Here is a 24,836-nt window from a genome sequence, read left to right as displayed (position 1 = left end):
ACAAAAGGTTGGAGTGTTCTNTTTTGGGAGCGCGGACAAAAGGTTGGAGTGTTCTGGGGTGGGAGGGGCCATAATGGCCGCGAGGTTTCCTACCGATATCCGTCAGGCCGCTGTGAAGCGGTTTCGGGACGGTTCTGCTGCCAAAGAGGTCTGCGATTGGGTTGAGCGGCAATGCGGCCGCCGCCCAAGCCCATTGACGGTATGCAAATGGAATGACGACATCCGACGAGGCATCGTCATCGCCGAGGTGCCGCAGACTCATCCGCCTGAGACTGTCGCGCGTGCTGTGGCGTTGCGCATGTCGTCTGAGTGGACATTGCGCGCTATCGAAGCAGAATGCAGCGTGCGTGCAGGGTCGATTCTCAAATGGGTTGATCGCTTCGGCCCGGATCCTGCTGATGCTGCGTCTATGACCTTCGAGCAGGTTTATGAGGCGACAATGGATGCTGTGAGAAAACAGCGCAGAGCAAAACGCGACAAAGAAGCACAACGCTCAAGTGCTCCCAAGCCGGTTCCGCGTCCGGTGGGGCCTGTCGACGAGTGGATCCCAGGACCGGGCCCTGTGCCGGATAAGGATCATCTTCCCGATGACCCGGAAGCGTTGAAACGGCTCCTGCGGCAAGAGCTTGACCGCAACGAAGTCAAAAACGCCGTGATCCAAGCCTTGATGGACACCGGGGAGGCCAGCACGGCGGGAAAAGGCCTCGTCCACGACGGTAAAACCGCAGCGGCGGTGCAAGCTGCCGCTGTTGATGCCCTCGTGGACGCTACTGGCATCAGCACCGCCAAAGCGTGCAGGCAGGTCGGGATGCCGGAATCGACCTACTACTACCAGCGCCGACGAGCGGCATCGGCCACACAGCGCGCAGCACGCCGCGAGGAGTTGAAAGTTTTGATCACTCAAGCGGTAGAAGAAACCGGCCGCAGCTACGGCTACCGCAGGATCCACCACTGGCTGGCCTGTGCCGGGCACACGGTGTCAGAAAAGATCGTGCGCGCATGCATGACAGAACTTGGGCTGCACCCGCCGGCAAGAACGTTTTCGAAGTACTCGTCCTACACCGGGGAAACAGCTCACCGGCCGGACAATCTCCTTCTCGTTACCGCCGACACAGCAGATAGGGCACGCCAGGTTGCTGTATCGGGTTATTTCACCAGCAATGCCGATCGGTTAGGGCTCACCCACGACTTCCACGCTGACGCCCCGTGGGAAAAGATCGGCACCGACGTGACAGAAATCGCCTGCGCCGACGGCAGGCTCTACGTCTCTGCCGCGATCGACTTCTACGACGGGATGCCCGTGGCAGTGACGATGTCGGATTCACCCAACCACGATCTTGTCGCCGAGATGATCAGCGCTATCGAAGCACAAAAACCTGCCGGTGCCCGGCCGATTATCCATTCCGATCGCGGCGGGTTGTACCGCAGCACGAAATGGGTCGAGATGATCACGGACCCTGCACACGACACAAACGCATGCCCCCAGTGCACCCCAGACGGGCGGTGCGCTCAGTCTTGGCGGTATATCCCGTCGTTGTCGCGGCGAGGAAACAGCGGGGACAACGCCCGGGTCGAGGGCTTTTTCGGGACGATGAAACAAGAACGACTCATCGGCCGGCCCCAAACCAAACAGATGACGAAGGCCGAAATGATCGATTACATTAACGACTACATCGACTTCTACATCCACAAACGGTTTAAGTCGACACTCGGTGCGGGCTACACGACAATCGCCCAACACCGACAACTACTAAGCGCGTAACTACGAGAACAAAATCCTCGGAAACACTCCAACAAAACGTCCGCATCCCCAAAACCGGGTTCAGCTGCAAGTAGGTAGCTGCATTTGGCCCCAGGGTGCGTAGCGCCAGGCGTTTTGGCCCCAGAGGTGCATAGCGCCGGGCGCATCCGGCAGCGGGGCGCGCCAAGAGCACTTGACCCAGGGCAAACACACCAGGGCACACACCAAGGCGGCTGTGCCGCCGCGACTATGCGCGCATCTGGGCCCCGAACTTGGCCTTTGCGGCCTCGGCGGCGGCCAGGCGACCCTCAGACGCCTCGTCCTCCGTCAAGGTGCGGTCCGGGGCACGGAACACCAGACCGAAGGCGAGCGATTTCTTGCCGTCGCCGAGGGAATCGGAACGGTAGACGTCGAAAAGCGTGACCTCTTCGATGAGCTCGCCTGCGGACTCCTCGAGCGTGCGGCGCACAGACTCGGCCGGAACGTCCTCGTCCACCACGAGCGCGACATCCTGGTGCAGCGCCGGGAAGGACGACAGCACCGGCGCCGGGAGCGCGGTGCCCAGCGGAAGGGCAGTCAGGTCGAGCTCCATCGCGCACGTGCGCGCCGGCAGACCGAGAGCTTCGAGCACCTGCGGGTGCAGCTCGCCGGCGTAACCCACCACATGGGACACGCCCTCGACATCGACGGACAGCTCGGCGCAACGGCCCGGGTGCCACGATAGTTCTTCGGCAGATGCGACCTGGAGCTCCACGCCGGCGGACTTGGCCACGATCTGCGCGGACTCGATGGCGTCGGCCCAGCTGTACGCGCGGCCCTCACCCCACGGCCCGGCCAGCTCGGTGTTGCCGATAGCCACGGTCGCCGCGTGCAGGTGCTGCTCCGGCAGCGATGCAATGAGCTCCTCGATGACAGAATCCTCGGGGCGTGCGGCCACGCTCGGCATCGGCGAGGAGTCAGCGGTCTTGAATGACACCTGCGCGACAGAGAACAGCGCGAGGTCGTTCCGGCCGCGCGCGACATTTCGGCCGACGGCTTCGAGCATTGCAGGAAGCAGGGTCGTTGCCAGGACGGCGTAGTCATTGTCGAGCGGGTTCTGCACCTTGACCACACGGCGGCGGGCGTCGTCGGCGTCGAGCCCCCACGTGTCCAGGACGGTGTTAGACATGAACGGGGTCGGGATGACTTCCGCGTAACCGGAGTACGCCAGCGCGTGCGTCACGGCACGGCGACGGCGCTGCAGCGGCGATAGTCCGCGGCCGCCGCGCGGGGTGGGCAGCTCGAGCGGAATATCGTCGAGCCCCTCGAGACGGACGATCTCCTCGATGAGCTCCACCGGCTCGTTCAGGTCGGTGCGCCACGTCGGCGGGGTGACGGACAAGACGGTCTCGCCGTCCTCCTCGGCCTGCTCGACCACGCAGCCGACCTCTTCGAGGCGCTTCACCACGGTCTCGACCGAGTAGTCGACACCGATCAGCTCCGACGGACGGGACGCGCGCAAACGGATCGCCTCGCGCTCCGGCGCATCACCGATCAATGTGCGCTTGTCCACGACAGTGCCACCGGCAATGGACACGAGCAGTGCGCACGCCATGTCAAGAGCCACCTCGATGATGGCGGGGTCGACGCCGCGCTCGAAACGTCGAGAAGCCTCGGAGCTCAGTTTGTGGTGCCGTGCGGAGCGCGCAACGGTGAGCGGGTCCCACGATGCGGCTTCGAAGTAGACGTCGGTGGTGTCGTCGGCGATCTCGGAGGTCGTGCCGCCCATGATCGCGGCGAGGGACTGGATACCGTTGTCATCGGAAATGACCACGTCGCCCGGGGTCAGCGTGCGCTTCACATGGTCGAGGGTCTCGAATACCTCGCCGCCTTCGGCGTTGTGCACGCGCAGCCCGCCAGCGATCTTGTTCGCGTCGAAGGCGTGCATCGGCTGGCCGAGCAGCAGCATGATGTAGTTGGTCACGTCCGTCGCCGCGTTGATTGAGCGCACCCCAGCGAGCATCAGCGCGCGCTTCATCCAGAACGGAGCCTGCGCGGAGGGATCGATCCCCTCGACCTTGCGCAGGCCGAAGCGCACGGCCTTCGTCGATTCCTCGACGGTCATGGGCAGAGCGTCTCCCGTCGGTTCCGGCACGACAGAGAGATCGACGCCGCTTATTTGCGGCTCCTCTGCCACATCCTTGTACTCCAACCCGAAAGCCGAAGCCACTTCCCTGCCCAGGCCGCGGGCCGAAAGAGCGTAACCGCGGTCCGGGGTGACGTTGACCTCGAAAATGGTGTCGTCGAAGCCGCCGAGGACCTCGCGCGCATCCTGGCCCGGCTCGCCCGCGCCCTCCGGCAGAATGATGATGCCGTCACTCTTGGAGGTGAAGCCTAGCTCCGCTTCGGAGGCCATCATGCCGTTGGAGATGTGGTCGTAGGTCTTGCGCGCGGCGATCTCGAATCCGCCCGGCAGGACTGCGCCCGGCAGGGACACGACGACGAGATCGTTCAGCTTGAAATTGCGGGCGCCGCAGATGATGCCCTGCAGCTCGCCCGTGCCGTTCGCGTCGCCGACGTTGACCTGGCAGTAGCGGATCGGCTTCTTGAAGTCGGTGAGCTCCTCAATCTCCTCGACACGGCCCACCACCAGCGGACCCGTCGTTTCGGGCAGCGGCTCGTAGCCCTCGGTCTCGAACCCGACGCGCACGAAGCCTGCGTCAAGCTCCTCCGGGCTCACCGACCAGCCGGGGTTACCGGCGCTGTTCAACAGGGACGTCAACCATTTCTGGGAAATCAGCATTATCTTCTCTCCTACTTCTCTTCCCTGTTACGCCTGAACACCGAATGGCAACGTGAAGCGCACGTCGCCTTCCACCATGTCGCGCATGTCCGTCAGACCGTTGCGGAACTGCAGCGTGCGCTCAATGCCCATGCCGAACGCGAAGCCGGAGTACTCCTCCGGGTCGATGCCCACCGCGCGGAGCACGTTCGGGTTGACCATGCCGCAGCCGCCCCACTCGATCCAACCGGCGCCGCCCTTCTTGTTCGGGAACCACACGTCCACCTCAGCGGACGGCTCGGTGAACGGGAAGTAGTTGGTGCGGATGCGCGTCTTAGTCTCCGGGCCGAACAGCACCTTTGCCAGATGGTCGAGGGTGCCGCGCAGGTGGGCCATGGTCAGCCCCTTGTCCACCGCGAGACCCTCCACCTGGTGGAAGACTGGGGTGTGCGTGGCGTCGAGCTCGTCGGTGCGGAACACACGGCCCGGGCAGGCGATGTAGATGGGCAGGTCGCGCTCCAACATCGTGCGCACCTGCACCGGGGAGGTGTGCGTGCGCATGACCTGGCGGGAGCCCTCCTCGCCGACGTAGAACGTGTCCTGCAGGGTACGTGCCGGGTGGTCCGGGATGAAGTTCAGCGCATCGAAGTTGAAGTACTCCGCTTCAACCTCCGGGCCTTCGGCGACCTCCCAGCCCATGCCCACGAAGATATCGGCGATCTGCTCGCTCAGCGTCGTGATCGGGTGCATCGCGCCCGCCTGTGCCCGCGACGTCGGCAGCGTCACGTCGACCTTTTCCTCGCGCAGCTGCTGCTCGCGGTGCTCCGCCTCACGCTCGGCGTGCAGCTCGCTGTAGCGCTTCTCCGCACGGCCGCGGGCCATGTTCACGAACCGGCCGGCATCCTTGCGCTGGTCCTTCGGAATCGAACCGAGCGATTTCCGGGCCTGCATGATCGGCGACTGCTCGCCTAGATGCGCCCGCTTCGCTTCCTCCAACGACGCCAAGTCCGGCGCCGCCTCAAAGGCCGCGATCGCGGCGTCCGCCGCCGCGTTCAGGTTCTCTTCGGTCAGTTCGATTTCCTGTGTGGGAGTGCTCTGATCAGCCACGCTGCCGTTCACCCGCGCCTTTCGAGACATTCGATTCCAAAACGGTGACTAGCTTACCCGTGCCCCTCGACACCGGTGCGCGGAGGCTGCCAAATGTAAATCGCCGCATCTCCCGAGCCAATGCACGACACATCCGGATTTTGTTGACAGCTCAACGAGAGCTGCACCCCAGTTCCAGTTCTTACTATTCCTCAACGGCCACGCGCCGAGGATCCAGAGACATCTCCACGGGGCGGGTCTATCTGGAAAGGAAAACTGAACAATGTCCAACGAGCTGTTTCCGCAGCCGCGCTTGAAAACATTCGAGGGTCGAGTCCTCGACAGGCAGGACGAAGACGTCGAAGACCAGGGTCTGGCCTTTGACATGAAGACCATTGAAAGCCGACTCTCCCGGCGCAAGCTGCTGGGGTTTCTGGGAATCGGGGCGGGTTCCGCTGCCTTGGCTGCGTGCGCGCCTGGCGGCCAAAGTGATGGGCGCGGCTCAAGTTCGACCGCAACAAGTGGCGCTCCGTCGACTACCGGCAGCACTTCCGCTGCCGACCTCACTGAAACCAAAACGGAAACTGCGGGCCCGTACCCTGGCGACGGGTCGAACGGACCGGACGTGCTCGAGAAAGTCGGTGTCGAGCGGCGGGACATCCGCGGTTCGATCGGTGGAGGCGCCACGGCGAGCGGTGTGTCGATGACGTTGAAGATGAACATCATAGACATGGTCAACAGTAACGCGCCGATGGCAGGTGCAGCGGTGTACATCTGGCACTGCGACTCAGCGGGCGGATATTCGATGTACTCATCCGGCCTCGAGGACGAGACCTATCTACGCGGTGTGCAGGTCACTGGTGAAGACGGTTCTGTCGAGTTCACCACGATCGTGCCGGGGTGTTACGAAGGGCGGTATCCCCACATTCACTTCGAGGTCTTCCCTTCTGTGGACGACATCTCTGTTGCATCGAACGCCATCCTCACGTCCCAGATTGCCATCCCGGCGGAGGTGTGCGACCCCGTTTACGAAACGGACAACTATGAACAGTCGCGAACACCGTACTCGCGCATTTCTTTGGACTCCGACAACGTCTTCCACGATGGCTGGGACGAGCAGTTACCGAGTTTCACCGGCAGCGTCGAGGGCGGTTACGACATGGAACTGAACGTAGCTATCGACACCACGACTCCGAACTCCGGCGGCAACGCCGCTCCCAATAGCGGTGGTGGCCCGGGAGAAAGTGCCGGGCCCGGCGGCCCTGGAGGCCAACCCCTGCAAGGAATGCCGGAGCCGCCGAATGGGGAGCGCCCCTCCGGTCCACCGCCGTTCTCGCAGGGGTAATCGCCTAACTCTCCCGCCGATATGTTCTAACTGCCCAGCGCCTTCGCCGACTCCCACAAGCAGATCGACGCGGCTGTGGACAGGTTCAGGGACTCGGCGGATCCTTGGATGGGGATGGAGACGGTGTGGTCGGCGGCGCCGAGGACCTCCTCAGGCAGGCCGTGGGCTTCGTTGCCGAACAGCCACGCGGTCGGTTGGTCCAACACATCGCCGGGGGCGGTCAGGTCGATGACGCCGTGCATGGTGGTGGCGAACGTCGATAAGCCTGCTGCTCTGAGTTGGCCGAGGACTCCCTTGATGTCGCGTTCGCGGGCGACGGGCACGTGGAAGAGCGAGCCCGCAGACGAGCGCACGACCTTCGGGGATTCCGGGTCGACGGTGTCGCCGGCGAAGACGACGGCGTCGGCGCCGAGAGCGTCAACGAGCCGGATGATGGTGCCGGCGTTGCCCGGGTCGTTCGTCTCCACGCACACGGCGACGAGCTTCGGGCGGCCCTTGAGAATCGCGCCGAGCGTCCACGTCACCGGCTTGCACACGGCGAAAATCCCGGTCGTCTTCACCGTGTCGGTCAGCGTTTGCGCGGCCTTGTCCGTGATCGCGTGCGTGAACACGTCCATGTACCCCGCCGCCGTCACGATGTCCGCGAACCGGTCCGCGGCCGCTTCCGTCACGAACAGGTCCGTCGCCGCGCCCGTGGCCACCGCCGCCTCAACGGAATTCTCCCCCTCCGCAAGAAAAGCTTTGGCTTTACGACGCCCCGCCGCACGGTTCAACTTCCCCGCGTTGACCACGCGCGGAGTGCGTTCGGTGAAAGGCTGCGAGAAATCAAGGCTCATGCTCACCCAGCGTATAAGCAGGATCCCCCGGCACGCTATTACGCTATCCGTGTGGCAACGTTGCGGCAGTGGATCGAGGGATTCCCCGAAGCGCCGGCACCCCGCCGGTGGTTCCTCGCGGGAACTTCCATCGTCGTGTGCGCTGTCGCTCTTGTCGTTGTTCTGCTGCTCGGGGCTGGCCACGGTGACGGACTGGCGTTCGCATTCCATTTGGTTGTCGTGCTTGGCGCACTCAGCGCGCTCCTGTGCCCGGTTCCCGCCGCGGCCACAATGGGCGTCTTGCTCCAACTCAGCGCCACCTACCCGGAATTGCAGAGCCCCATCATGGTCTTCGGGGTGCTCACCACTGTCGTCCTCGTCGCGTTGAGGTCGGCGCCCGCGGTCAGCGCTGTGTGCGCGGTGGCCCTCTGGTACTTGGCTCTAACCAGTGTCACGTCCAAAGACTTCTTCCCTGACGACGGTGAAACCGCTGCCATCCTCGGCGCGCTCCTCCTCGCAGGCTGGGCGGGCGCTCTTGTTCTGCGCGAAACTCTGATCAAACGCCGCCAAGAATCAACGCAGTTCACGAGGCGGCTGGAGGACGAACGGGAGAGAACGGTCAAGGCCCTGCACGGTTCCGTTGCAGCCTCCCTGACATCAGTGGTGCTGCGCAGCGAGTCGATGGCCATGAAAGCAGAGGACTCGTCGCGTGAAGAATCCCTCCTTATTGCAGAGGACGCCCGCCGGGCGATGCGCGAAGTCCGGGAACTCATCCACTACATGCGGACAGACAGCGAGTCCGCCTTCGAGAGCTCCGCTATGCGGGAGCCCTACACGCTCTACGAGAACCTCACCACGATCACGGGAAAACTGCGCAGCCACGGTTTCACCGTCGTCGACTCTGGAGTCAACGAAGAAACACTCAGCTGCATCCAGCTCGCACACGGATACACCGTGTTCCGGGAATTGAAAACGAACATCCTCAAATACGCCGACCGCAGCAAGCCCGTCATCGTCGCTGTGGTCAACGAAGACGACACTCTCACCGTGGCCATACAGAACACCATTGCCGGAGGCGAACCAGGAGTGCACATGACCACCGAGATCGGCCTCAAAGACGCGGCGGAACTCGTCGAGAGCGACGGCGGTGCCCTCAGCTTCACCTCCGACGGAACCACCTGGCGGTGCGAACTCGCTTTCCCGTCACGCGCGCACAGCTGAAGCCCGAGCCCACTCCCACACCCGCGGAACGAAAGTATCTTTTCCCAGTTCGCGGCCGGAGACTTTTGTACCGACTTTCCCGCAATACCCCGAAATGCTTGTTCTCCCTTGACCACCAGCCGATAATCTAGGGCGGATTGCATGTACGGCCACCTGTCCCCTGGCCTGACCACTGCCCTGTCATTACCCGAAAGGATCACCCCCACCGTGAAGAAGCTCTCCACAGTCACCGCCGCCCTTCTCGCAGCCGCCGCGATCACTGCCGCCCCGGCGGCCGATGCCGCAACGACGTCTTCCTCTTATTCCTCGCGAACACACGAAAGCGCCGTCTCGACGGATCTGGACGCCGCCAACGAAGCGGATGAGACCCCGACCATTTCCTTTTACCGGAGCGCCATGGGGAACATGTTCAAGTGCGGCGGCTCCTTCGGCAAACTGTGGTGCAAGAAGTAGGCCCCGTCCATAAGCCGACTAGATAGGAACTCATGAGCAGCGGCAATTCTCAGCGCATCCGTGTCTTTCTCGTCGACGACGATCCGCTCGTGCGCGATGTGCTCAACCGCTACCTCACCTCCGCCGGCGACATTGAGGTCGTCGGCACCGCGTCGAGCGGCTTTGAAGCCCTCGAACGCATTGAGCCTGCGGCCGTGGATCTCGTCCTGTCGGATGTATACATGCCGGGCATGGACGGTGCCACGCTGTTAGGCCACCTCAACGAGCGGTCGGACACCCCGGCGTTTCTGGCCATCACATCGCTGGAAAACGACAAGAAGATGCTGGACATCCTCGCCCAGGGCGGCCGGGGATACATTCTGAAGAGCCAGCCGCCGGAAGAAATCATTCTGTCCGTGCGACAGGCCGTCACCGGCGGGACGGTGGTCTCCCCCGCCGCGATGACGAATCTCGTGCGCTACCTCTCCCCGACCGAGCAACCGGCGGTGGTCTCGCCCGCGCGCACGTACCCCGAAGGAATCACCGACGGGGAGATCGATGTCTTGGATCTCCTCTGCGAAGGCTTGAGCAACGCCGACATCGCGCGGCGGTTGAACTACTCGGAGTCGACGGTGAAAAAGCACGTCTCGCACCTGTTGGCGCTCTATGGAGTGTCCTCCCGCCTTGACCTCGTGGTGACGGTCCTCAACGGAAAATAGCGCCCCTCGCGGGCACGAGGGCGGGGTCATCCCCCGCCCTTTCTACTTTCGTTCCTTTCCGCTGGACGCGCTTCCTAGGCCATAGACGAAAGTCTCTGACCTGCGAACTTACGGCTCGAGAACCTGGTTTTTCCTTGTTCACCGCCTGTGCGGCTCTTAGGTTGATGCTCATCAGCGTCCCCCAAATCATGCCGCCGGGGAGAAGCCCCGGCGCACGCTGCACCCGAGCTTCCAGAAAGGAACGACCTGTCATGACCCGCCACCACCGATCCGGCCGCCGCGCCGCGGCAGCCGCACTCGCAGCGCTTCTCACCGTTTCCGCAGCTACCTCGGCCGCTAACGCGCAGACCCTCGAGGAATCAGCACCGGAGACCCCAGCGACCAACAGCGCTCTGCCGATCATCCACACCTACCGCGGCAGCGATCACCTGAAGGCCAACGTGCTCAACCCACGCCCGGTGTGCAACTCCACCGAGGACTACCGCACCGTCGTGTACAAGGTGACCGACAACTTCCTCCCCGTGGGCACGATCTCCACCACCAACCTGTCGGACAAGGAGATCCCGCTCCAGCAGGACCTGTCCCGCACCCAGTCCATTTCCGCCAAGATCAACGGCTCCAAGACCGAGACTCTCAACCTGGGCGGCTCCGGTTCCAAGGACGGAATGCAGGGCAACATCGGCTACTCCATCGCCAAATCCCTCGGCTGGGAGGTCTCCGGAACGCTCAGCTGGACTGTCGGCCAGAAGATCGGCCCGTACCAGGTCCCGGCCGGCAACACCGGCGAGGCATCCTACGGTTTCCGCACCATCACCATGACCGGCACCCAGCAGCGTTGCAAGCCGAACGGCACCTGGGCGACCCCCACCGCGTGGGTGGCCAACATGCCGGTCAAGAACGAGGTGCGTGTAAAGAACTACGCCACGCCCGCAGGCTCCTGGGCTCCGAACAAGGGCGCGCAAGTGACCACGCCCGTGGATAACCCGAACCCGGCGTACAACGAGGACGTCGCGGCCATGAACGAGGGCGAGTCGCTTGCCGACGTCACCAAGGTCGCAGACACCGACGCCGCCACTGTGACGAACAAGGAGATCGACCTCACCGCCCCGAAGCCCCAGGACACGGATAACAAGGGCGACAAAGGCGATAAGGGCAAGGACAAGGTCGAAGCCGTGGCCGAGACGGAGACCAAGGAAGTCACACCGGCGGCTGATGCACCAAAGCTCGACCTCCAGCCCTACTTCACCACCTCGTCCGCCAAGGCCAAGGGCTTCGCGGGCTCCGTTGCGCTGCGCGTGAAAAACACCGGCACCGACCGCTACTGGGGCGAGTTCCCGGCAGTGACCTTCCGTGTGGAGATCCGCACCGAAGACGGCCCCAAGGGCGTGGACCGCCTCATCACCACCACCAAGTACAACGGCGCGCACGTCCGCGACCTGGGCTACAACCACGACAAGGGCGTGCGCACCTTCGAGGTGACGTTGTCCAACCCGGTCAACGCGGGCGATGATGTCCTGCTCGGCGCATTCTCCTTCGGCGACGGCGACACAAAGGAAGGCCGCCTGACCAACTACATGACGGTCACCCAGACCGGCCGTCTCGCCGGCGACACCTCCACCGCCAACGACCAGAACGTCGATTCGCGCACTGCCACCGTCAACGACTTCGGCAAACCGCACAACGGTCTGTTCTAAACCGAGCACACCCTAAACACGCGACCCGCCCCTCACCAGGGCGGGTCTTCGCGTTGCCGCCTCACGCCCACAGCCGCCACACCCTAGATACGACACAACGCCCCGCTGTCCCGGGAGTGGAACCGGGGCAACGGGGCGTCGATAAGCGAGAAGCTCTTAGGCAGCCTTGGGAGCGTTGACGTCCTCCGGCAGAGCGTTCTTGGCAACCTCGCAGATGGCGGAGAAGGCAGCGAAGTCGTTGACAGCCAGGTCCGCGAGGATCTTGCGGTCAACCTCGACCTCAGCCAGCTTCAGGCCGTGGATGAGGCGGTTGTAGGTGATGTCGTTCATGCGTGCAGCGGCGTTGATGCGCTGGATCCACAGCTTGCGGAACTCAGACTTGCGGGCGCGGCGGTCGCGGTACGCGTAGGTCTGAGAGTGCAGCCACTGCTCCTTAGCCTTGCGGTACAGACGGGAGCGCTGGCCGCGGTAGCCCTTCGCGGACTTGAGGATGGCGCGACGCTTCTTCTTGGCGTTAACTGAGCGCTTGACACGTGCCACAGTGATACTTCCTTACTTGTTCAAGATGTAGTCGGTTATTTCTGGAGGCAGGTGCTCTATTAAGCCTTGCCGAGGAGGCGCTTCGTGCGCTTGACGTCGCCCTTAGCCACGTCGGTGGTGCCGGAGAGCTTGCGGCGGCGCTTAGCCGACAGCTTCTCGTTCAGGTGGCGCTTACCAGCCTGCTCGCGGCGCAGCTTGCCGGAGCCGGTGACCTTGATGCGCTTGGCGGTGCCCTTGTGGGTCTTCTGCTTCATAGTGGCAAATCCTTTAGCGTTCTATCGTTTCGCGGGCTGTGCAGCCTGCGGAACTCTACTTCTTACCCTTGCGAACAGGCCCGAGAACCATGGTCATGTTGCGGCCGTCCTGCTTCGGACGGGACTCGACCTGGCCGACCTCCTGGATGTCCTCGGCGAGGCGCTCCAGCAGGCGGTACCCCAGCTCCGGACGCGACTGCTCGCGGCCGCGGAACATGATGGTCACCTTGACCTTGTTGCCCTTCTCCAAGAAGCGCTCGACGTTGCTCTTCTTCGTCTGGTAGTCGTGCTCATCGATCTTGGGCCGGAACTTCTGTTCCTTGACCACTGTCTGCTGCTGGTTCTTACGGGACTCGCGGGCCTTCTGGGCCTGCTCGTACTTGTACTTGCCGTAATCCATGATCTTGCACACGGGCGGCTTTGCGTTCGGAGCGACCTCGACCAGATCGAGGTCGGCTTCGTACGCGAGCTTGCGTGCGTCATCGGTACGGACAATTCCAACCTGCTCGCCGGACGGGCCGACGAGACGAACTTCCGGAACGCGGATGCGTTCGTTGATCCGAGCTTCAGCGCTGATGAGAACTCCTAGTGGTGAGAAAGACGTGTGCTGTTCGCTACCGAATTGCGCGTGCAGCGCTCCCCACGACAAAAACCCACGCTCCTCAACCATTTGTGGCTGTGGTGCGTGGGAGTTCATCCTCAACACAGTAAGTCGCACACCAGGGGTGCGTATCTGTACCGTTGTTTTGACCCTTAGCCTTCCGGTGACCGGCGGCATCAGGTGGGAGAAACTCCACTTGCAACCCGCGCGCTTTAGGCGCGCCAGGCGGTAGTGGGTAAAGAGTAGCACCGAAGTGCCATCACACAAAATTCCCCGCAATTTTTCCGGTGTTTAGGAACCATAGGCGCTTAAGCTGCGGTCTAACAAGTGAATACGTTACCGCGAGGAGGACCCATGAACCGGCACGACCAACTCATCGCCCAATCGAGACAGACACTTGGCGAGCTCCGCGCAACTACTGCGCGCGCGCAGCAGCTTATCGACGATCTCTCCCACACCCTCGACTCCCTCACCCCGCCGTCCGTTGATCCCGCCGGCCATGCTCCTCCCGATGCCGAGCCAGTCATCACCCCCGTTCAACCCGCTGCGGCCGCGGTTGCTACGCCTCCGCAGCCAAATCAGCCCACACAGCCACCCGTCTCCGCCCAACCGCCCGTTTCACTTCCGGGCTATCCGGGTCCACCGCCGCCTATGCAAGACTGGGTCGCGGCGTCACCGGGCCCGCGTCTTTCGACTGAGCAGAAAGTGATCCGGGCGGCTGCGGTTCTCGGATCCCTGATCACCTTCATCGGCGCCTGCTTCGGCGTCGCGCTGGCCATTCAGACCGGACTGCTCGGACCTGTGGGCCGCGCGGTCGGCGCCCTGCTCTTCGCACTATTGCTGCTAGGAGTGGGGTGTGCAGTGGATCTCCGCCGTGGCCCCTCGCCGGGTGTGACAGCGCTCTACGCCACGTCGTTCTTGGTGCTTCTCGCTGACCTCGTCTACGCGGGCCCCACGAAAGAATGGGTCGGCACCCTGGGGACGGTCGGGCTGTTTCTACTCGCCTGGGCACTATTTCTTGCGGTCGCATCCTGGCGCCGCAATTTGTGGCTCGTCGTATGCATGTGCGCAGCCGTATTTCCGTACCAGATCGTGCTTTGGCCGGACACCGCCATGTCGTGTGCGCTCACTATGGCTGCGCCTCTTTTGGTTTTGACCTGCACGTGGGTCGTCTCGACGCGCTCTTCGGGGGCAAAGCCACGCCTCACCTTGGCGGTCAGGCTTCTTGCCGGCGCTCTCCTAGCATGGCAGCTCGCTTTCGCCGGAATCATGTCTGTACTGGTGGTCACGGCTCTACTGCCTGCCGTCGCCGTCGGCTACGCCGGAGTCTTCATGTTGATCGCGGGAGAACGTTACTTCCCCTCTCATGAGGACGACCGCGCCGCCGACATTCTCGCTGCGGTCGCGGCGCCCGCTGTGGTGGTGCTCGCCTCGTTCGGGCTCCTGGAAGGAGGCTTGCTGTGGTTTCCCCCAGCGGTTAGCGCAGCCGCAGCGCTGACAGCCGGTCTCCTCTCGCGCGGGGCGACGAGCAATTCTGACCGCCTCACTGGATGGTTGATTGTCACTCCGTTCACTCTCCTCCCCGTCGCATTCGAAGCTCAATCCCGCACGTTGAGGGAACCATTCGCGGAGGCTCTGCCCGTGCTCGTCTTTATCGCGGCGAGCGCAGCAGTCGTGATAGTGCTGCGGTTCACCCCCGCCAGCCGGGTGGCCGTCCTTGCAGCGTGGACACTTGCGTTGTTCTCGATCATGCTGCCGCTTCTGTTCAGCGTCCTCGACAGCACCTTGATCAGACCCGGCGCCGCGTACGACCTCGCGCAGGGCGTTGCTCTGGGGGCACTCATCCTCTTTGCGGGCACCCGATTCCACCTGTGGCGGCCCATGCCCTCCCCGGTGCGCGGACTCTTCGCGGGCGCGGCAATGGTTCTGGGAATGGTTGCGGTGGTGACCGTGTGCGCGTCACTGGGAGGACTGATCGCGCCGAGTGCGAGCCCGCGGTATGTGACCAGCCCGGGAGCGGAAGTCGGGTTCTTCATCGGCCACATGCTCGTGTCCATCGCCTGGATGGCGCTGGCAACGTGGTTGCTTCTGAGGTGGCCTGCCAGGATCGGCTACGGCGTCAGCGGGGTCGATGACCGGGCCACGCGGGTAGCGGGACTGGTCATCGCTGTCGTGGCAACGGGCAAGCTCGTGCTGTTCGACATGGCGTCGCTGAGCGGAATTCCCCGGGTGATCACGTTCATCGTGTGCGGGCTGCTGCTCATTGCGGTGTCGGTACTGGGCGCCCAGAGGAGGAACCCCGTGAACCCTGCTCAGCCCGACACAGCGGGGAAAACTAGCCCGGCAGAACGTCCTTCAGGAACTTGCCGGTGAACGAGCCCTTCACCTTGGCCACTTCCTCCGGGGTGCCCTGCGCGACAACAGTGCCGCCGCCGGAGCCGCCTTCGGGTCCCATGTCGATGATCCAGTCGGCGCTCTTGATCACGTCGAGGTTGTGCTCGATGACCAGGACGGAGTTGCCCTTGTCCACAAGGCCGTTGAGAACCAGCATGAGCTTGCGGATGTCCTCGAAGTGCAGGCCGGTCGTGGGCTCATCGAGAATGTAGATAGTGCGTCCGTTGGAGCGCTTCTGCAGCTCCGCAGCGAGCTTCACACGCTGCGCCTCGCCGCCGGACAGCGTCGTGGCGGACTGGCCGAGGCGCACGTAGCCCAGGCCGACATCGCACAGAGTCTGCAGGTAGCGGTGGATCGAGGTGATCGGCTCGAAGAACTCCGTGGCCTCGCTGATGGGCATGTCCAGCACCTCGGCGATGTTCTTGCCCTTGTAGCGCACCTCGAGGGTCTCGCGGTTGTAGCGCGCGCCCCCGCACACCTCGCACGGGACGTAGACATCCGGCAGGAAGTTCATCTCAATCTTGATGGTGCCGTCGCCGCGGCACGCCTCGCAGCGGCCGCCCTTGACGTTGAAGGAGAAGCGCCCGGCCTTGTATCCGCGGACTTTCGCCTCCTGCGTCTCGGCAAAGAGGTTGCGGATTTTGTCGAAGACACCGGTGTACGTCGCCGGGTTCGAGCGCGGCGTGCGTCCGATCGGCGACTGGTCCACCTGCACGAGCTTGTCCAAGTGCTCAAGTCCCTCGACCTTCTTCACCCGGCCGGGCACCTGGCGGGCGCCGTTGAGCCGGTTCTGGAGCGTTTTGGCCAGAATCTGGTTCACCAGCGTTGACTTACCGGAACCGGACACGCCCGTCACAGCCGTGAGCACACCGAGAGGCACGTTCACTGAGACATTGTCGAGGTTGTTCTCGCGCGCGCCGACCACTTTGAGCATCCGCTGCTTGTCCACCCCGCGGCGTTCCTGCGGCACCTCGATCACCTTCCGGCCGGACAAGTAGTCGCCGGTCAGCGAGTCCTTGGCCTTCTCGATCCCGGCCGGCTTGCCCTGGTAGACGATCTCGCCGCCGTACTCGCCGGCGAGCGGTCCGACATCGACAAGCCAGTCGGACGCTCGGATGGTGTCCTCGTCGTGCTCGACTACGACGAGGGTGTTGCCGATGTCGCGCAGCTTCTGCAGTGTGGCGATCAGGCGCTGGTTATCGCGCTGGTGCAGGCCGATCGATGGCTCGTCGAGCACGTACAGCACGCCCGCCAGACCCGAACCGATCTGCGTGGCCAGGCGGATGCGCTGGGCTTCGCCGCCGGACAGCGTCCCCGCGGAGCGCGCCAGCGTCAGGTAATTCAAGCCCACGTCGAGCAGGAAGTGCAGACGCGCCTGGATCTCACGCAGCACGGCGCCAGCGATCATCTCCTCGCGGTAGCCCAGCACCAGGTTGTCCAGGTACTCGGACGCGTCCTCGATGGACATCTCCGTCAGGCCAGCGATGGACTTCTCGCCGTGCGTGGTGGAATCCAGGCGCACCGCGAGAATCTCCGGCTTCAGTCGGGTCCCCTTGCAGGTAGGGCAAGCCACCTCGCGGGTGTACGCCAGGTAGCGCTCCTTCGCGTGCTCGGACTCGGACTGCTCGATCTTCCGGTTCAGGTACCCTTTCACGCCCTCGAAGGCGGAGGAGAAGGAACGCTGCCGGCCGTAGCGGTTCTTGTAGCGGACGGAGACTTTGGTCGACGTGCCGTCGATAAGCGCCTTGCGGTGCTTCGCGCTCAAAGACGACAACGGCGCATACGCGTCGAACCCTTCTGCCTTGGCTAGCGCGACGACGAGCTTTTCAAAATAGCCCTTGTTCGGCGACGAGTTCCATGGCTGGAACGCGTCGACTGCAGGCGCGTCGGGGTCGGGAATGACCAGGTCCTCGTCGATCTCCGAGCGGGTGCCCAGCCCGTCGCAGGCGGGGCACGCGCCGAACGGCGAGTTGAAGGAGAACGCGCGCGGCTCGTATTCCTCGACCGACAGCTTGTGGCCGTTCGGGCACGCGGTCTTCTCGGAGAAGACCTCCACGCGAGTCGGATCGTCCTGCTCGCGCTCGACCCAGTCGAAGGCCACGAGCCCGTCGGCGAGCTTCAGCGCCGTCTCCACCGAATCCGTCAGGCGCTGCTTCTGGCTCTCCTTAACCGTCAAGCGGTCGACGACGACGTCGATGTCGTGCTTGACCTGCTTCTCCAACTTCGGCGGGTCCGAAAGCTGGTACGTCTCGCCGTCGACGGTGACTCGCGCGTAACCCTGCGCCGACAGGTCCGCGAAGAGGTCCACGAACTCCCCCTTGCGTTTGCGCACAATGGGCGCGAGCACCTGGAACTTCGTACGCTCCGGCTGCGCCATGACACGGTCGACGATCTGCTGCGGCGTCTGCCGCTGAATCACCGCGTCGCAGACCGGGCAGTGCGGGGTGCCGGCGCGCGAGTAGAGCAGACGCAGGTAGTCGTAGATCTCCGTGATCGTGCCCACTGTCGAGCGCGGGTTGCGGTTCGTCGACTTCTGGTCAATGGAGACGGCTGGACTCAACCCATCGATGTACTCGACGTCAGGCTTGTCCATTTGACCGAGGAACATGCGGGCGTACGAGCTCAGGGACTCGACGTAGCGCCGCTGCCCCTCGGCGAAGATCGTGTCGAACGCCAGGGAGGACTTGCCGGAGCCCGACAGCCCGGTGAACACCACCATCTTGTCGCGCGGCAGCTCCACGTCGACACCTTTGAGGTTGTGCTCGCGTGCCCCGCGCACCGTCAGTTTCTCAGCCACGTTCATCCCTTCCCACGGCGTTTCCTTCGAACAAACCTACCAACACATACCCAACTACTCTTGGGCGCTATGAATTCCCTCAAACTCGACCACGTGTCCGTGTCCGGCATGGACAACAATTGCTACCTGATCAGCTCCGGCGACCAGGGCCTGCTTATCGACGCCGCCGCCGAGCCCTCCACCCTCCTTTCCATGGCCGAAACCGCAGGCGTACGCATTACCGACGTGCTGACCACGCACCGCCACTGGGACCACGTCGGCGCTTTGGAGGAGGTGCTGGAGCAGACCGGCGCGACGCACTGGGCCTCCCACCTGGACGCTCCTGCCCTGCCTGCCGCGCCCGATGTTGAGCTGAACGAGGGGGACACGTTGACCTTCGCGGGTCACGACTTCCCCGTCCACATCCTGCGCGGCCACACCCCGGGCGGCGCCGCCATCGCAGTTGAAATCGACGGGGAGATCAACCTTTTCGTCGGCGACTCCCTCTTCCCCGGCGGCGTGGGCAAGACCCACAGCGAGGGCGATTTCGTGCGTCTCTTCAACGACGTGAAGAAGAGGCTCTTCGACGCCTACCCCGACTCCGCCATCGTCCGCCCCGGCCACGGCGACTCCACCACTCTCGGTGCGGAACGCCCGAAACTGGACGAGTGGTGGGAGCGCCGCTGGTGAAAAATCCGGTGCAGCCCGCCCTCTCGTAGGCGACACATGTCTACAGTGGGAGGGGAACATCCGCTAATTGAGGTAAGGAATAAGTGAGTATGATCCGCAAACTTGCTCGTCCGATGCTCGCCTCTGTGTACATCGCAGACGGCGTTAACACGGTCAAGAACGCGTCCGAGCACGCGAACGACGCCGAGCGCGTTGTCAAGACCATTAAGTCCGTGCTGCCGAGCCAGTACGCCCAGTTCATCCCGTCCGACCCGGCGACTGTGGCCAAGATCAACGGCGGCGTGAAGATCGGTGCCGGCAGCACCTTCGCCCTGGGCAAGGCCCCGCGCCTGTCCGCCGGCCTGCTCGCCGCTTCCACCGTGGGCACCCTGCTGGGCCGCAACGCCTTCTGGGAGGCCAAGGACGCAGACGACCAGGCTCGCCGCCGCAACGGCGCGATGACCAACGTCGCTCTCCTCGGCGGTGTGCTGCTGGCTAGCGCAGACACCGAGGGCAAGCCGGGTCTGGCTTGGCGTGCACAGGATGCCGCAAAGCGCGCCAACAAGAATATCCAGCAGGCGCTGCCGACCCAGTCCGAGACCGAGAAGGCCAAGAAGAAGGCCGGCGAGTGGTTCCAGAACACCGCTGAGACCGTCTCCGAGCGAGCTCAGGAAGTCGCCGAGCAGGTGACCGATTACGTCGACGACAACAAGGACGACTGGAAGAAGACCGCCTCCAAGTTCGCCGACAAGGCAGCGGACCGCGCTTCCTCCTTCGCCGATGACGCCACCGACTGGGCCGAGGACACCTACAAGGACCTCAAGCCGGGCAAGGTCGAGCAGTTCAAGGCAAAGCGCAAGGTGAAGGGCCTCGTCGGTGACCTGCAGGACAACCTGTCCGACGGCATCGAGGACATCCGCCCGTCCGAGTGGCAGAAGTTCAAGGCAAAGCGCAAGGTCAACGGCGTTGTCAGCGACCTGCAGTCCAACCTGGATGACCTTGGCCCGTCTGAGTGGGAGAAGTTCAAGGGCAAGCGCAAGGTGAACAAGGCTACCTCCAAGGCACAGGACAAGGCTCAGGACGCCATCGATTCCCTGCAGGACGCGTTTGAAAAGCTCGACGCTTCCCCGTCCTGGTGGCAGAAGCGCAAGTGGAAGAAGAAGGCTAAGAAGGCCGAGAAGAAGGCCAACAAGCTGGTGAAGAAGGCGGAGAAGAAGCTGAAGTAATTCGCTTCAACGCCGACATTCACGTCCGGCCCCGCGGCAGGGAATACTCCCCGCCCCGGGGTCGTTCGTTTATTCGGAACCCGAGCAGAATATTCCGCGGCGAAAGGAGAACGCACCGGTGGCAGGAGTGTCGAACACCCGCGCAGATGTGCAGCGCGCAGAGGAACAGCTCCACGTGGATACGCTGTTCACGCATCTGGACCAGGAGGTCGCAGCCGCCAGCGAGCGCCTCGAGGAGGTGCAGCGGGCCGTCGACCCGGACAATCCGGACGCCGACGCTCTGGTGCGCCGCGAGACGGAGTACCACGCACTGAACGCCAAGCTGGACGATCTGAACATCGCCGAGACGGGCCTGGTATTCGGACGGATCGACATCGCCGACGAAGATCCGGAGAACCCGGTGCCGGGCCGCGGCGACCTTGACCGCCGCTATATCGGCCGCATGGGTATGGACGACCGAGCGGATAACTACCGGACGCTCCTGCTCGACTGGCGCGCGCCGATGGCCCGCCCCTACTACCTGGCCACCACCGCGCACCCGGAGGGTGTGGAGACCCGCCGCAACATCCGCATGCGGGGGCGCACTGTCGCCGCTGTGGACGACGAGGTTCTCTCCGGCGACCATGCCGCCGACGACGATTCGGCCGCGAGCGACGTGGGCAGCGAGGCTGCCCTGCTGCGCGCCATGAACTCCCCGCGCACGGGCCACATGCAGTCCATCGTGGAGACGATCCAGCGCGAGCAGGACGAGATCATCCGGGATCCCACGCGCGGCGTCCTCGTCGTCGGCGGCGGCCCCGGGACCGGTAAGACGGCTGTGGCGCTGCACCGCGTCGCCTACCTTCTGTACACCTGGCGCGACCAGCTCGCGCGCACCGGTGTGCTCGTTGTCGGGCCGAACCGCACGTTCCTCGACTACATTTCGAGGGTCCTGCCGGAGCTCGGCGAGACGGGCGTGGTGCTGAGCACCGTGGGCGACCTCGTCCCCGGAATTGCGCCGACGGCCACGGAATCGTTGGTCGCACGCGAGGTGAAGGGGTCCGAAGACATGGCGCTGATTCTCAAGCGTGCCGTGCGCAACCTGCAGACGGTGCCCGACGAGGACATCGCACTGAGCATCGACGGCATTGACCTCGCTGTCACTCCCGCCATGGTTGCCGGTGCCCGAACTCGCGCACGGCGCTCGCGCAAACCACATAACGAGGCCCGCCCCATCTTCGCGGATCACCTCACCCAGCTCATCGCCGAGGCGCTCGCCGAGAAGATCGGCGCGGACCCCCTTGGCGGACAGAACCTGCTCTCCGAGGCCGACATCGACCAGCTGCACGACGATCTGGCGGAGGACGGGCAGGTTGAGGGGATCGTCGATAGGCATTTCCCCGAGCTCGACGCCCCCACTGTTCTGGCTGATTTCCTCAGCGACACCGATGCGATCGCGGCCGCCGCGCACGACTACGACGACGTCACGCGCGACGCCCTCTTCCGCGCNATCGACTTCTACGACGGGATGCCCGTGGCAGTGACGATGTCGGATTCACCCAACCACGATCTTGTCGCCGAGATGATCAGCGCTATCGAAGCACAAAAACCTGCCGGTGCCCGGCCGATTATCCATTCCGATCGCGGCGGGTTGTACCGCAGCACGAAATGGGTCGAGATGATCACAGACCCAGCACACGACACAAACGCATGCCCCCAGTGCACCCCAGACGGGCGGTGCGCTCAGTCTTGGCGGTATATCCCGTCGTTGTCGCGGCGAGGAAACAGCGGGGACAACGCCCGGGTCGAGGGCTTTTTCGGGACGATGAAACAAGAACGACTCATCGGCCGGCCCCAAACCAAACAGATGACGAAGGCCGAAATGATCGATTACATTAACGACTACATCGACTTCTACATCCACAAACGGTTTAAGTCGACACTCGGTGCGGGCTACACGACAATCGCCCAACACCGACAACTACTAAGCGCGTAACTACGAGAACAAAATCCTCGGAAACACTCCAACAAAACGTCCGCATCCCCTTTTCGGCGTTTAGCTGCGTCTTGGTAGCTGCATTTGTGTGTGGAGGCAGTTGGGAGACCGTTGTGGAGGCAGTGGTGTCTGCCACCTTTATCTCCCCGCGCTGCGTGCTTTCAGAACATGTCCCGTCGCGGTGTCCTGGCTCGCCAGCTCAGCGGGCGTGCCGTCGGCGACGATCTGCCCGCCTTCCGCACCCGCACCCGGCCCCATCTCGATGACCCGGTCAGCCTGCGCGATGACCGAGAGGTCGTGTTCGACAACGATGACGGTCTGGCCAGCGTCAACGAGGCTATTCAGCTCGGTGACCAGGAGCTGGATGTCGGCAGGGTGCAGCCCAGTGGTCGGCTCATCGAGGAGGTACACCGTGTGGCCCCGGCGCGAATTGCGGGACCGCTGCAACTCTGTGGCGAGTTTGATGCGCTGAGCCTCACCACCAGAGAGCTCCGGGGCGCCCTGACCTAGGCGCAGGTATCCGAGTCCGACCGCCTGCAGTGTCTCCACGGCCCGCAGGATCTTCGGTTCGTCGGCGAATACTTCGGCAGCCTCGTCGACAGTGAGGTCCAAAACGTCCGCGATAGTGCGACCCTGCCATGTCACCTCGAGGGTCTCGTCGTTGTAGCGCGCTCCGTGGCAGTCCGGGCAGGTGGTGTAAGAGCCGGGGAGGAACACCAGCTCCACCTCGATCTTTCCGGCACCGCCGCACGTCGGGCACTGCCCCTGCTTCACGTTGTAGGAGAAACGCGAAACCGTCCACGTCCGCTTCTTGGATTCGTCGGTGGAGGCGAAGAGCTTTCGCACACCGTCGAAAAGCCCGGTGTATGTGGCAAGCGTCGAGCGTGGCGTACGGCCGATCGGCTTCTGGGTGATCTGCACGACGCGGCTCACTGCATCGAAACCGGAACGCTTATCGACGTACCAGTCCCCCGCCTCTTGCTCCCCGTCCTCGTCCTCGTCATCGGTGACAGCTGATGCCGCCTCGCACAAAACACCGGCGAGAACGTTGCTGACCAACGTGGACTTTCCGGACCCGGACACGCCCGCAACGGCAGTGAACTGGCCCAAACCGAATTCCACATCGAGCCCTTCGATGGACCGGGCGTTCACTCCGTTCAGTGCGAGCGTTCCTGTGGCGTCGCGTGGTGCGTCGTTAAGCGTGAGCGTGCGGTTGTTAAGTGCGCGGGCGGTTGGGGTGTCCGCGTCGTAGTCTTTCGTGGGGCCGGAGTAGACCACCTTTCCGCCTTGTTCGCCGGCGAGCGGGCCGACGTCGACGAGCCAGTCGGTCTGCGCGACCAACTCCATGTCGTGTTCCACGAGTAAGACGGAATTGCCCGCGGCGATGAAGCGGCGGCAAATGTCCAGTACAGCATCGCGCTCCGCCGGGTGCAGGCCTGCCGACGGCTCATCGAGCACGTATGCGACGCCGAAAAGTCCCGAGCGCAGTTGGGCAGCGAGCCGGATGCGCTGCAGCTCGCCCGCAGACAGTGTCGGTGCGGGGCGATCCAGACTCAAGTGCGCGAGACCGAGGTCGAGCGCCGACTGAAGCGCAGGCAGAATCTGCTTGAGCAGCAGGTCTTCGGCCGAATTCTCTTCCGGTTCCTGCTCAGACAGAATGGCGTGGACGCGGTCGAGGGGCAGGGCACCGAGCTCGTCGATAGGCATGCCCGCATAGGTGACTTTGAGTGCTTCCGGGTTGAGGCGGCGGCCGTCGCATGTCTCGCAAGTCCGGGACTCCATGTAGGACAGGACGCGCTTGCGCAGCGTGTCGGACTGGGTCTCCGCGAGGGTGTTGGTGAGGTAGCTGGCCACCGACCGCCATGTGCCCTTGTAATTGCGCTGAATCTGTGTCTCACCGCGCAGCGGCTTCACGGTCACAACTGGGCGTTCCTCGGTGAACAGGATCCAGTCCCGGTCCTTCTGTGGCAGGTCCTGCCACGGTGAATCGAGGTCGTAACCGAGATTGGCCAGGATGTCGTGGAAGTTCTTTCCCGCCCATGCTCCCGGCCAGGCCTGAATCGCGCCGTCCTCAATCGACAGCGTCGGATCCGGCACCATTGAATGCTCGGTGGGCTCGTGGACCACACCTGTCCCCTGGCATGTCGGGCACATGCCCTCAGGAGTATTCGGTGAGAACGAATCGGAATACAGCCCCTCCGGGTTGTTCCCGGCGCGTGAATAGAGCAATCGGATGCTGTTGGACAGCGCGGAGACCGTACCGACTGTGGAGCGCGCCCCGCCACCGGACATGGACTGTTGGAGGGCTACGGTCGGCGGAAGACCGTTGACCTCACTGACTTGCGGATCGACCGCTGATCCGATCAGACGGCGCGCAAAAGGCGCCACCGATTCAAGGTAGCGCCGTTGCCCCTCGCCGTGAATGGTGCCGAAGGCGAGGGAGGATTTGCCGGAACCGGACACACCCGTCACGGCGACGAGAGTGCCCCGCGGAATGTCGACATCCACATTCCTCAAGTTGTGCAGGTGAGCATCCCTGACTTCGATTCCGGCGGTCAACTCAGGTGTTTCTGACATGCCCACCAGG

18 protein-coding genes and 1 pseudogene are annotated in these 24,836 nt (G+C 63.6%); 11 read left to right on the top strand and 8 right to left on the bottom strand.

The window, feature by feature from the left end:
• Positions 1-73 precede the first annotated feature (73 nt).
• The gene (locus CZ338_RS08845) at positions 74-1,762 is read left to right on the top strand and encodes a DDE-type integrase/transposase/recombinase (RefSeq protein ID WP_143341294.1); all 1,689 of its coding nucleotides are present in this window, start codon (positions 74-76) and stop codon (positions 1,760-1,762) included.
• A 226-nt stretch (positions 1,763-1,988) separates the two neighbouring features.
• Here CZ338_RS08845 and pheT read toward each other — a convergent pair whose 3' ends face one another.
• Entirely contained in the window at positions 1,989-4,523 is a 2,535-nt protein-coding gene (gene pheT, locus CZ338_RS08840) for a phenylalanine--tRNA ligase subunit beta (RefSeq protein ID WP_087117864.1), read from the bottom strand.
• Between the two features lie 27 nt (positions 4,524-4,550).
• On the bottom strand, positions 4,551-5,639 hold the full coding sequence (gene pheS, locus CZ338_RS08835) for a phenylalanine--tRNA ligase subunit alpha (RefSeq protein ID WP_087117863.1): 1,089 nt from the start codon (positions 5,637-5,639) through the stop codon (positions 4,551-4,553).
• Positions 5,640-5,871: 232 nt separating this feature from the next.
• Here pheS and CZ338_RS08830 point away from each other — a divergent pair, with 232 nt between their 5' ends.
• On the top strand, positions 5,872-6,933 hold the full coding sequence (locus tag CZ338_RS08830) for a dioxygenase family protein (protein ID WP_087117862.1): 1,062 nt from the start codon (positions 5,872-5,874) through the stop codon (positions 6,931-6,933).
• Positions 6,934-6,959: 26 nt separating this feature from the next.
• Here the strand turns inward: CZ338_RS08830 and CZ338_RS08825 are convergent, their stop codons facing one another.
• Positions 6,960-7,769, bottom strand: a complete 810-nt coding sequence (locus CZ338_RS08825; protein ID WP_087117861.1) for a TrmH family RNA methyltransferase — start codon at positions 7,767-7,769, stop codon at positions 6,960-6,962.
• Positions 7,770-7,820: 51 nt separating this feature from the next.
• On the opposite strand from CZ338_RS08825, the gene CZ338_RS08820 reads away from it, so the two are divergent.
• The 4 genes from CZ338_RS08820 (at position 7,821) to CZ338_RS08805 (ending at position 11,814) form a co-directional block, all read left to right on the top strand.
• Positions 7,821-8,969 carry a sensor histidine kinase gene (locus tag CZ338_RS08820; protein WP_087117860.1) on the top strand — a complete coding sequence of 383 codons (1,149 nt, stop codon included), beginning with the start codon at positions 7,821-7,823 and terminating at the stop codon, positions 8,967-8,969.
• 141 nt (positions 8,970-9,110) lie between these two features.
• On the top strand, positions 9,111-9,422 hold the full coding sequence (locus CZ338_RS08815; protein WP_143341293.1) for a hypothetical protein: 312 nt from the start codon (positions 9,111-9,113) through the stop codon (positions 9,420-9,422).
• Positions 9,423-9,454: 32 nt separating this feature from the next.
• On the top strand, positions 9,455-10,120 hold the full coding sequence (locus tag CZ338_RS08810) for a response regulator (protein ID WP_087117858.1): 666 nt from the start codon (positions 9,455-9,457) through the stop codon (positions 10,118-10,120).
• A 251-nt stretch (positions 10,121-10,371) separates the two neighbouring features.
• Positions 10,372-11,814: a hypothetical protein gene (locus CZ338_RS08805; protein ID WP_087117857.1), complete on the top strand. Its 1,443-nt coding sequence runs from the start codon at positions 10,372-10,374 to the stop codon at positions 11,812-11,814.
• A 156-nt stretch (positions 11,815-11,970) separates the two neighbouring features.
• Here the strand turns inward: CZ338_RS08805 and rplT are convergent, their stop codons facing one another.
• The 3 genes from rplT to infC are packed head-to-tail and all read right to left on the bottom strand — an operon-like array spanning position 11,971 to position 13,305.
• Positions 11,971-12,354 (bottom strand): 50S ribosomal protein L20, encoded by a 384-nt coding sequence (gene rplT, locus CZ338_RS08800; RefSeq protein ID WP_087117856.1) that lies wholly within the window; start codon positions 12,352-12,354, stop codon positions 11,971-11,973.
• A gap of 59 nt (positions 12,355-12,413) precedes the next feature.
• Complete coding sequence (gene rpmI, locus CZ338_RS08795) at positions 12,414-12,608, bottom strand: 50S ribosomal protein L35 (RefSeq protein WP_005290299.1); 195 nt, start codon at positions 12,606-12,608, stop codon at positions 12,414-12,416.
• 55 nt (positions 12,609-12,663) lie between these two features.
• Positions 12,664-13,305, bottom strand: a complete 642-nt coding sequence (gene infC / locus CZ338_RS08790) for a translation initiation factor IF-3 (protein WP_235839516.1) — start codon at positions 13,303-13,305, stop codon at positions 12,664-12,666.
• Between the two features lie 258 nt (positions 13,306-13,563).
• Here infC and CZ338_RS08785 point away from each other — a divergent pair, with 258 nt between their 5' ends.
• On the top strand, positions 13,564-15,582 hold the full coding sequence (locus CZ338_RS08785; RefSeq protein ID WP_087117855.1) for a DUF2339 domain-containing protein: 2,019 nt from the start codon (positions 13,564-13,566) through the stop codon (positions 15,580-15,582).
• On the opposite strand, the gene uvrA is transcribed toward CZ338_RS08785, so the two are convergent.
• Entirely contained in the window at positions 15,545-18,400 is a 2,856-nt protein-coding gene (gene uvrA / locus CZ338_RS08780) for an excinuclease ABC subunit UvrA (protein WP_087118218.1), read from the bottom strand. The two genes, CZ338_RS08785 and uvrA, sit on opposite strands and share 38 nt — an antisense overlap.
• Before the next feature lie 69 nt (positions 18,401-18,469).
• Between uvrA and CZ338_RS08775 the strand changes: the two genes are divergently transcribed.
• From CZ338_RS08775 to CZ338_RS11410, 4 genes and pseudogenes are all read left to right on the top strand, one after another.
• On the top strand, positions 18,470-19,069 hold the full coding sequence (locus CZ338_RS08775) for an MBL fold metallo-hydrolase (protein WP_087117854.1): 600 nt from the start codon (positions 18,470-18,472) through the stop codon (positions 19,067-19,069).
• Between the two features lie 89 nt (positions 19,070-19,158).
• Positions 19,159-20,274, top strand: coding sequence for a DoxX family protein (locus CZ338_RS08770; protein ID WP_087117853.1), 1,116 nt, complete (start codon positions 19,159-19,161; stop codon positions 20,272-20,274).
• A 118-nt stretch (positions 20,275-20,392) separates the two neighbouring features.
• Positions 20,393-21,862 (top strand): annotated as a pseudogene (locus tag CZ338_RS08765) (HelD family protein); the annotation flags it as partial.
• The gene (locus CZ338_RS11410; protein WP_456236332.1) at positions 21,836-22,249 is read left to right on the top strand and encodes an IS3 family transposase; all 414 of its coding nucleotides are present in this window, start codon (positions 21,836-21,838) and stop codon (positions 22,247-22,249) included. The pseudogene CZ338_RS08765 and the gene CZ338_RS11410, both read left to right, overlap by 27 nt.
• A gap of 138 nt (positions 22,250-22,387) precedes the next feature.
• On the opposite strand, the gene CZ338_RS08760 is transcribed toward CZ338_RS11410, so the two are convergent.
• Positions 22,388-24,826: an excinuclease ABC subunit UvrA gene (locus CZ338_RS08760; protein ID WP_087117851.1), complete on the bottom strand. Its 2,439-nt coding sequence runs from the start codon at positions 24,824-24,826 to the stop codon at positions 22,388-22,390.
• Between the last annotated feature and the right edge of the window lie 10 nt (positions 24,827-24,836).

It is taken from the genome of Corynebacterium urinipleomorphum (assembly GCF_900155535.1).
GTDB lineage: Bacteria > Actinomycetota > Actinomycetes > Mycobacteriales > Mycobacteriaceae > Corynebacterium > Corynebacterium urinipleomorphum.
The sequence above is the reverse complement of the archived record's forward strand: the minus strand, read 5'-3'. Positions and strand labels throughout refer to the sequence as shown.

Excerpts from the sequence above, each read along its gene's own strand:
- CZ338_RS08845 (WP_143341294.1), top strand. The coding sequence starts at position 74 with ATGGCCGCGAGGTTTCCTACCGATATCCGTCAGGCCGCTGTGAAGCGG.
- pheT (WP_087117864.1), bottom strand. The coding sequence starts at position 4,523 with ATGCTGATTTCCCAGAAATGGTTGACGTCCCTGTTGAACAGCGCCGGT.
- pheS (WP_087117863.1), bottom strand. The coding sequence starts at position 5,639 with ATGTCTCGAAAGGCGCGGGTGAACGGCAGCGTGGCTGATCAGAGCACT.
- CZ338_RS08830 (WP_087117862.1), top strand. The coding sequence starts at position 5,872 with ATGTCCAACGAGCTGTTTCCGCAGCCGCGCTTGAAAACATTCGAGGGT.
- CZ338_RS08825 (WP_087117861.1), bottom strand. The coding sequence starts at position 7,769 with ATGAGCCTTGATTTCTCGCAGCCTTTCACCGAACGCACTCCGCGCGTG.
- CZ338_RS08815 (WP_143341293.1), top strand. The coding sequence starts at position 9,111 with ATGTACGGCCACCTGTCCCCTGGCCTGACCACTGCCCTGTCATTACCC.
- CZ338_RS08810 (WP_087117858.1), top strand. The coding sequence starts at position 9,455 with ATGAGCAGCGGCAATTCTCAGCGCATCCGTGTCTTTCTCGTCGACGAC.
- CZ338_RS08805 (WP_087117857.1), top strand. The coding sequence starts at position 10,372 with ATGACCCGCCACCACCGATCCGGCCGCCGCGCCGCGGCAGCCGCACTC.
- rpmI (WP_005290299.1), bottom strand. The coding sequence starts at position 12,608 with ATGAAGCAGAAGACCCACAAGGGCACCGCCAAGCGCATCAAGGTCACC.
- infC (WP_235839516.1), bottom strand. The coding sequence starts at position 13,305 with ATGAACTCCCACGCACCACAGCCACAAATGGTTGAGGAGCGTGGGTTT.
- CZ338_RS08785 (WP_087117855.1), top strand. The coding sequence starts at position 13,564 with ATGAACCGGCACGACCAACTCATCGCCCAATCGAGACAGACACTTGGC.
- CZ338_RS08775 (WP_087117854.1), top strand. The coding sequence starts at position 18,470 with ATGAATTCCCTCAAACTCGACCACGTGTCCGTGTCCGGCATGGACAAC.
- CZ338_RS08770 (WP_087117853.1), top strand. The coding sequence starts at position 19,159 with ATGATCCGCAAACTTGCTCGTCCGATGCTCGCCTCTGTGTACATCGCA.
- CZ338_RS11410 (WP_456236332.1), top strand. The coding sequence starts at position 21,836 with ATGATCAGCGCTATCGAAGCACAAAAACCTGCCGGTGCCCGGCCGATT.
- CZ338_RS08760 (WP_087117851.1), bottom strand. The coding sequence starts at position 24,826 with ATGTCAGAAACACCTGAGTTGACCGCCGGAATCGAAGTCAGGGATGCT.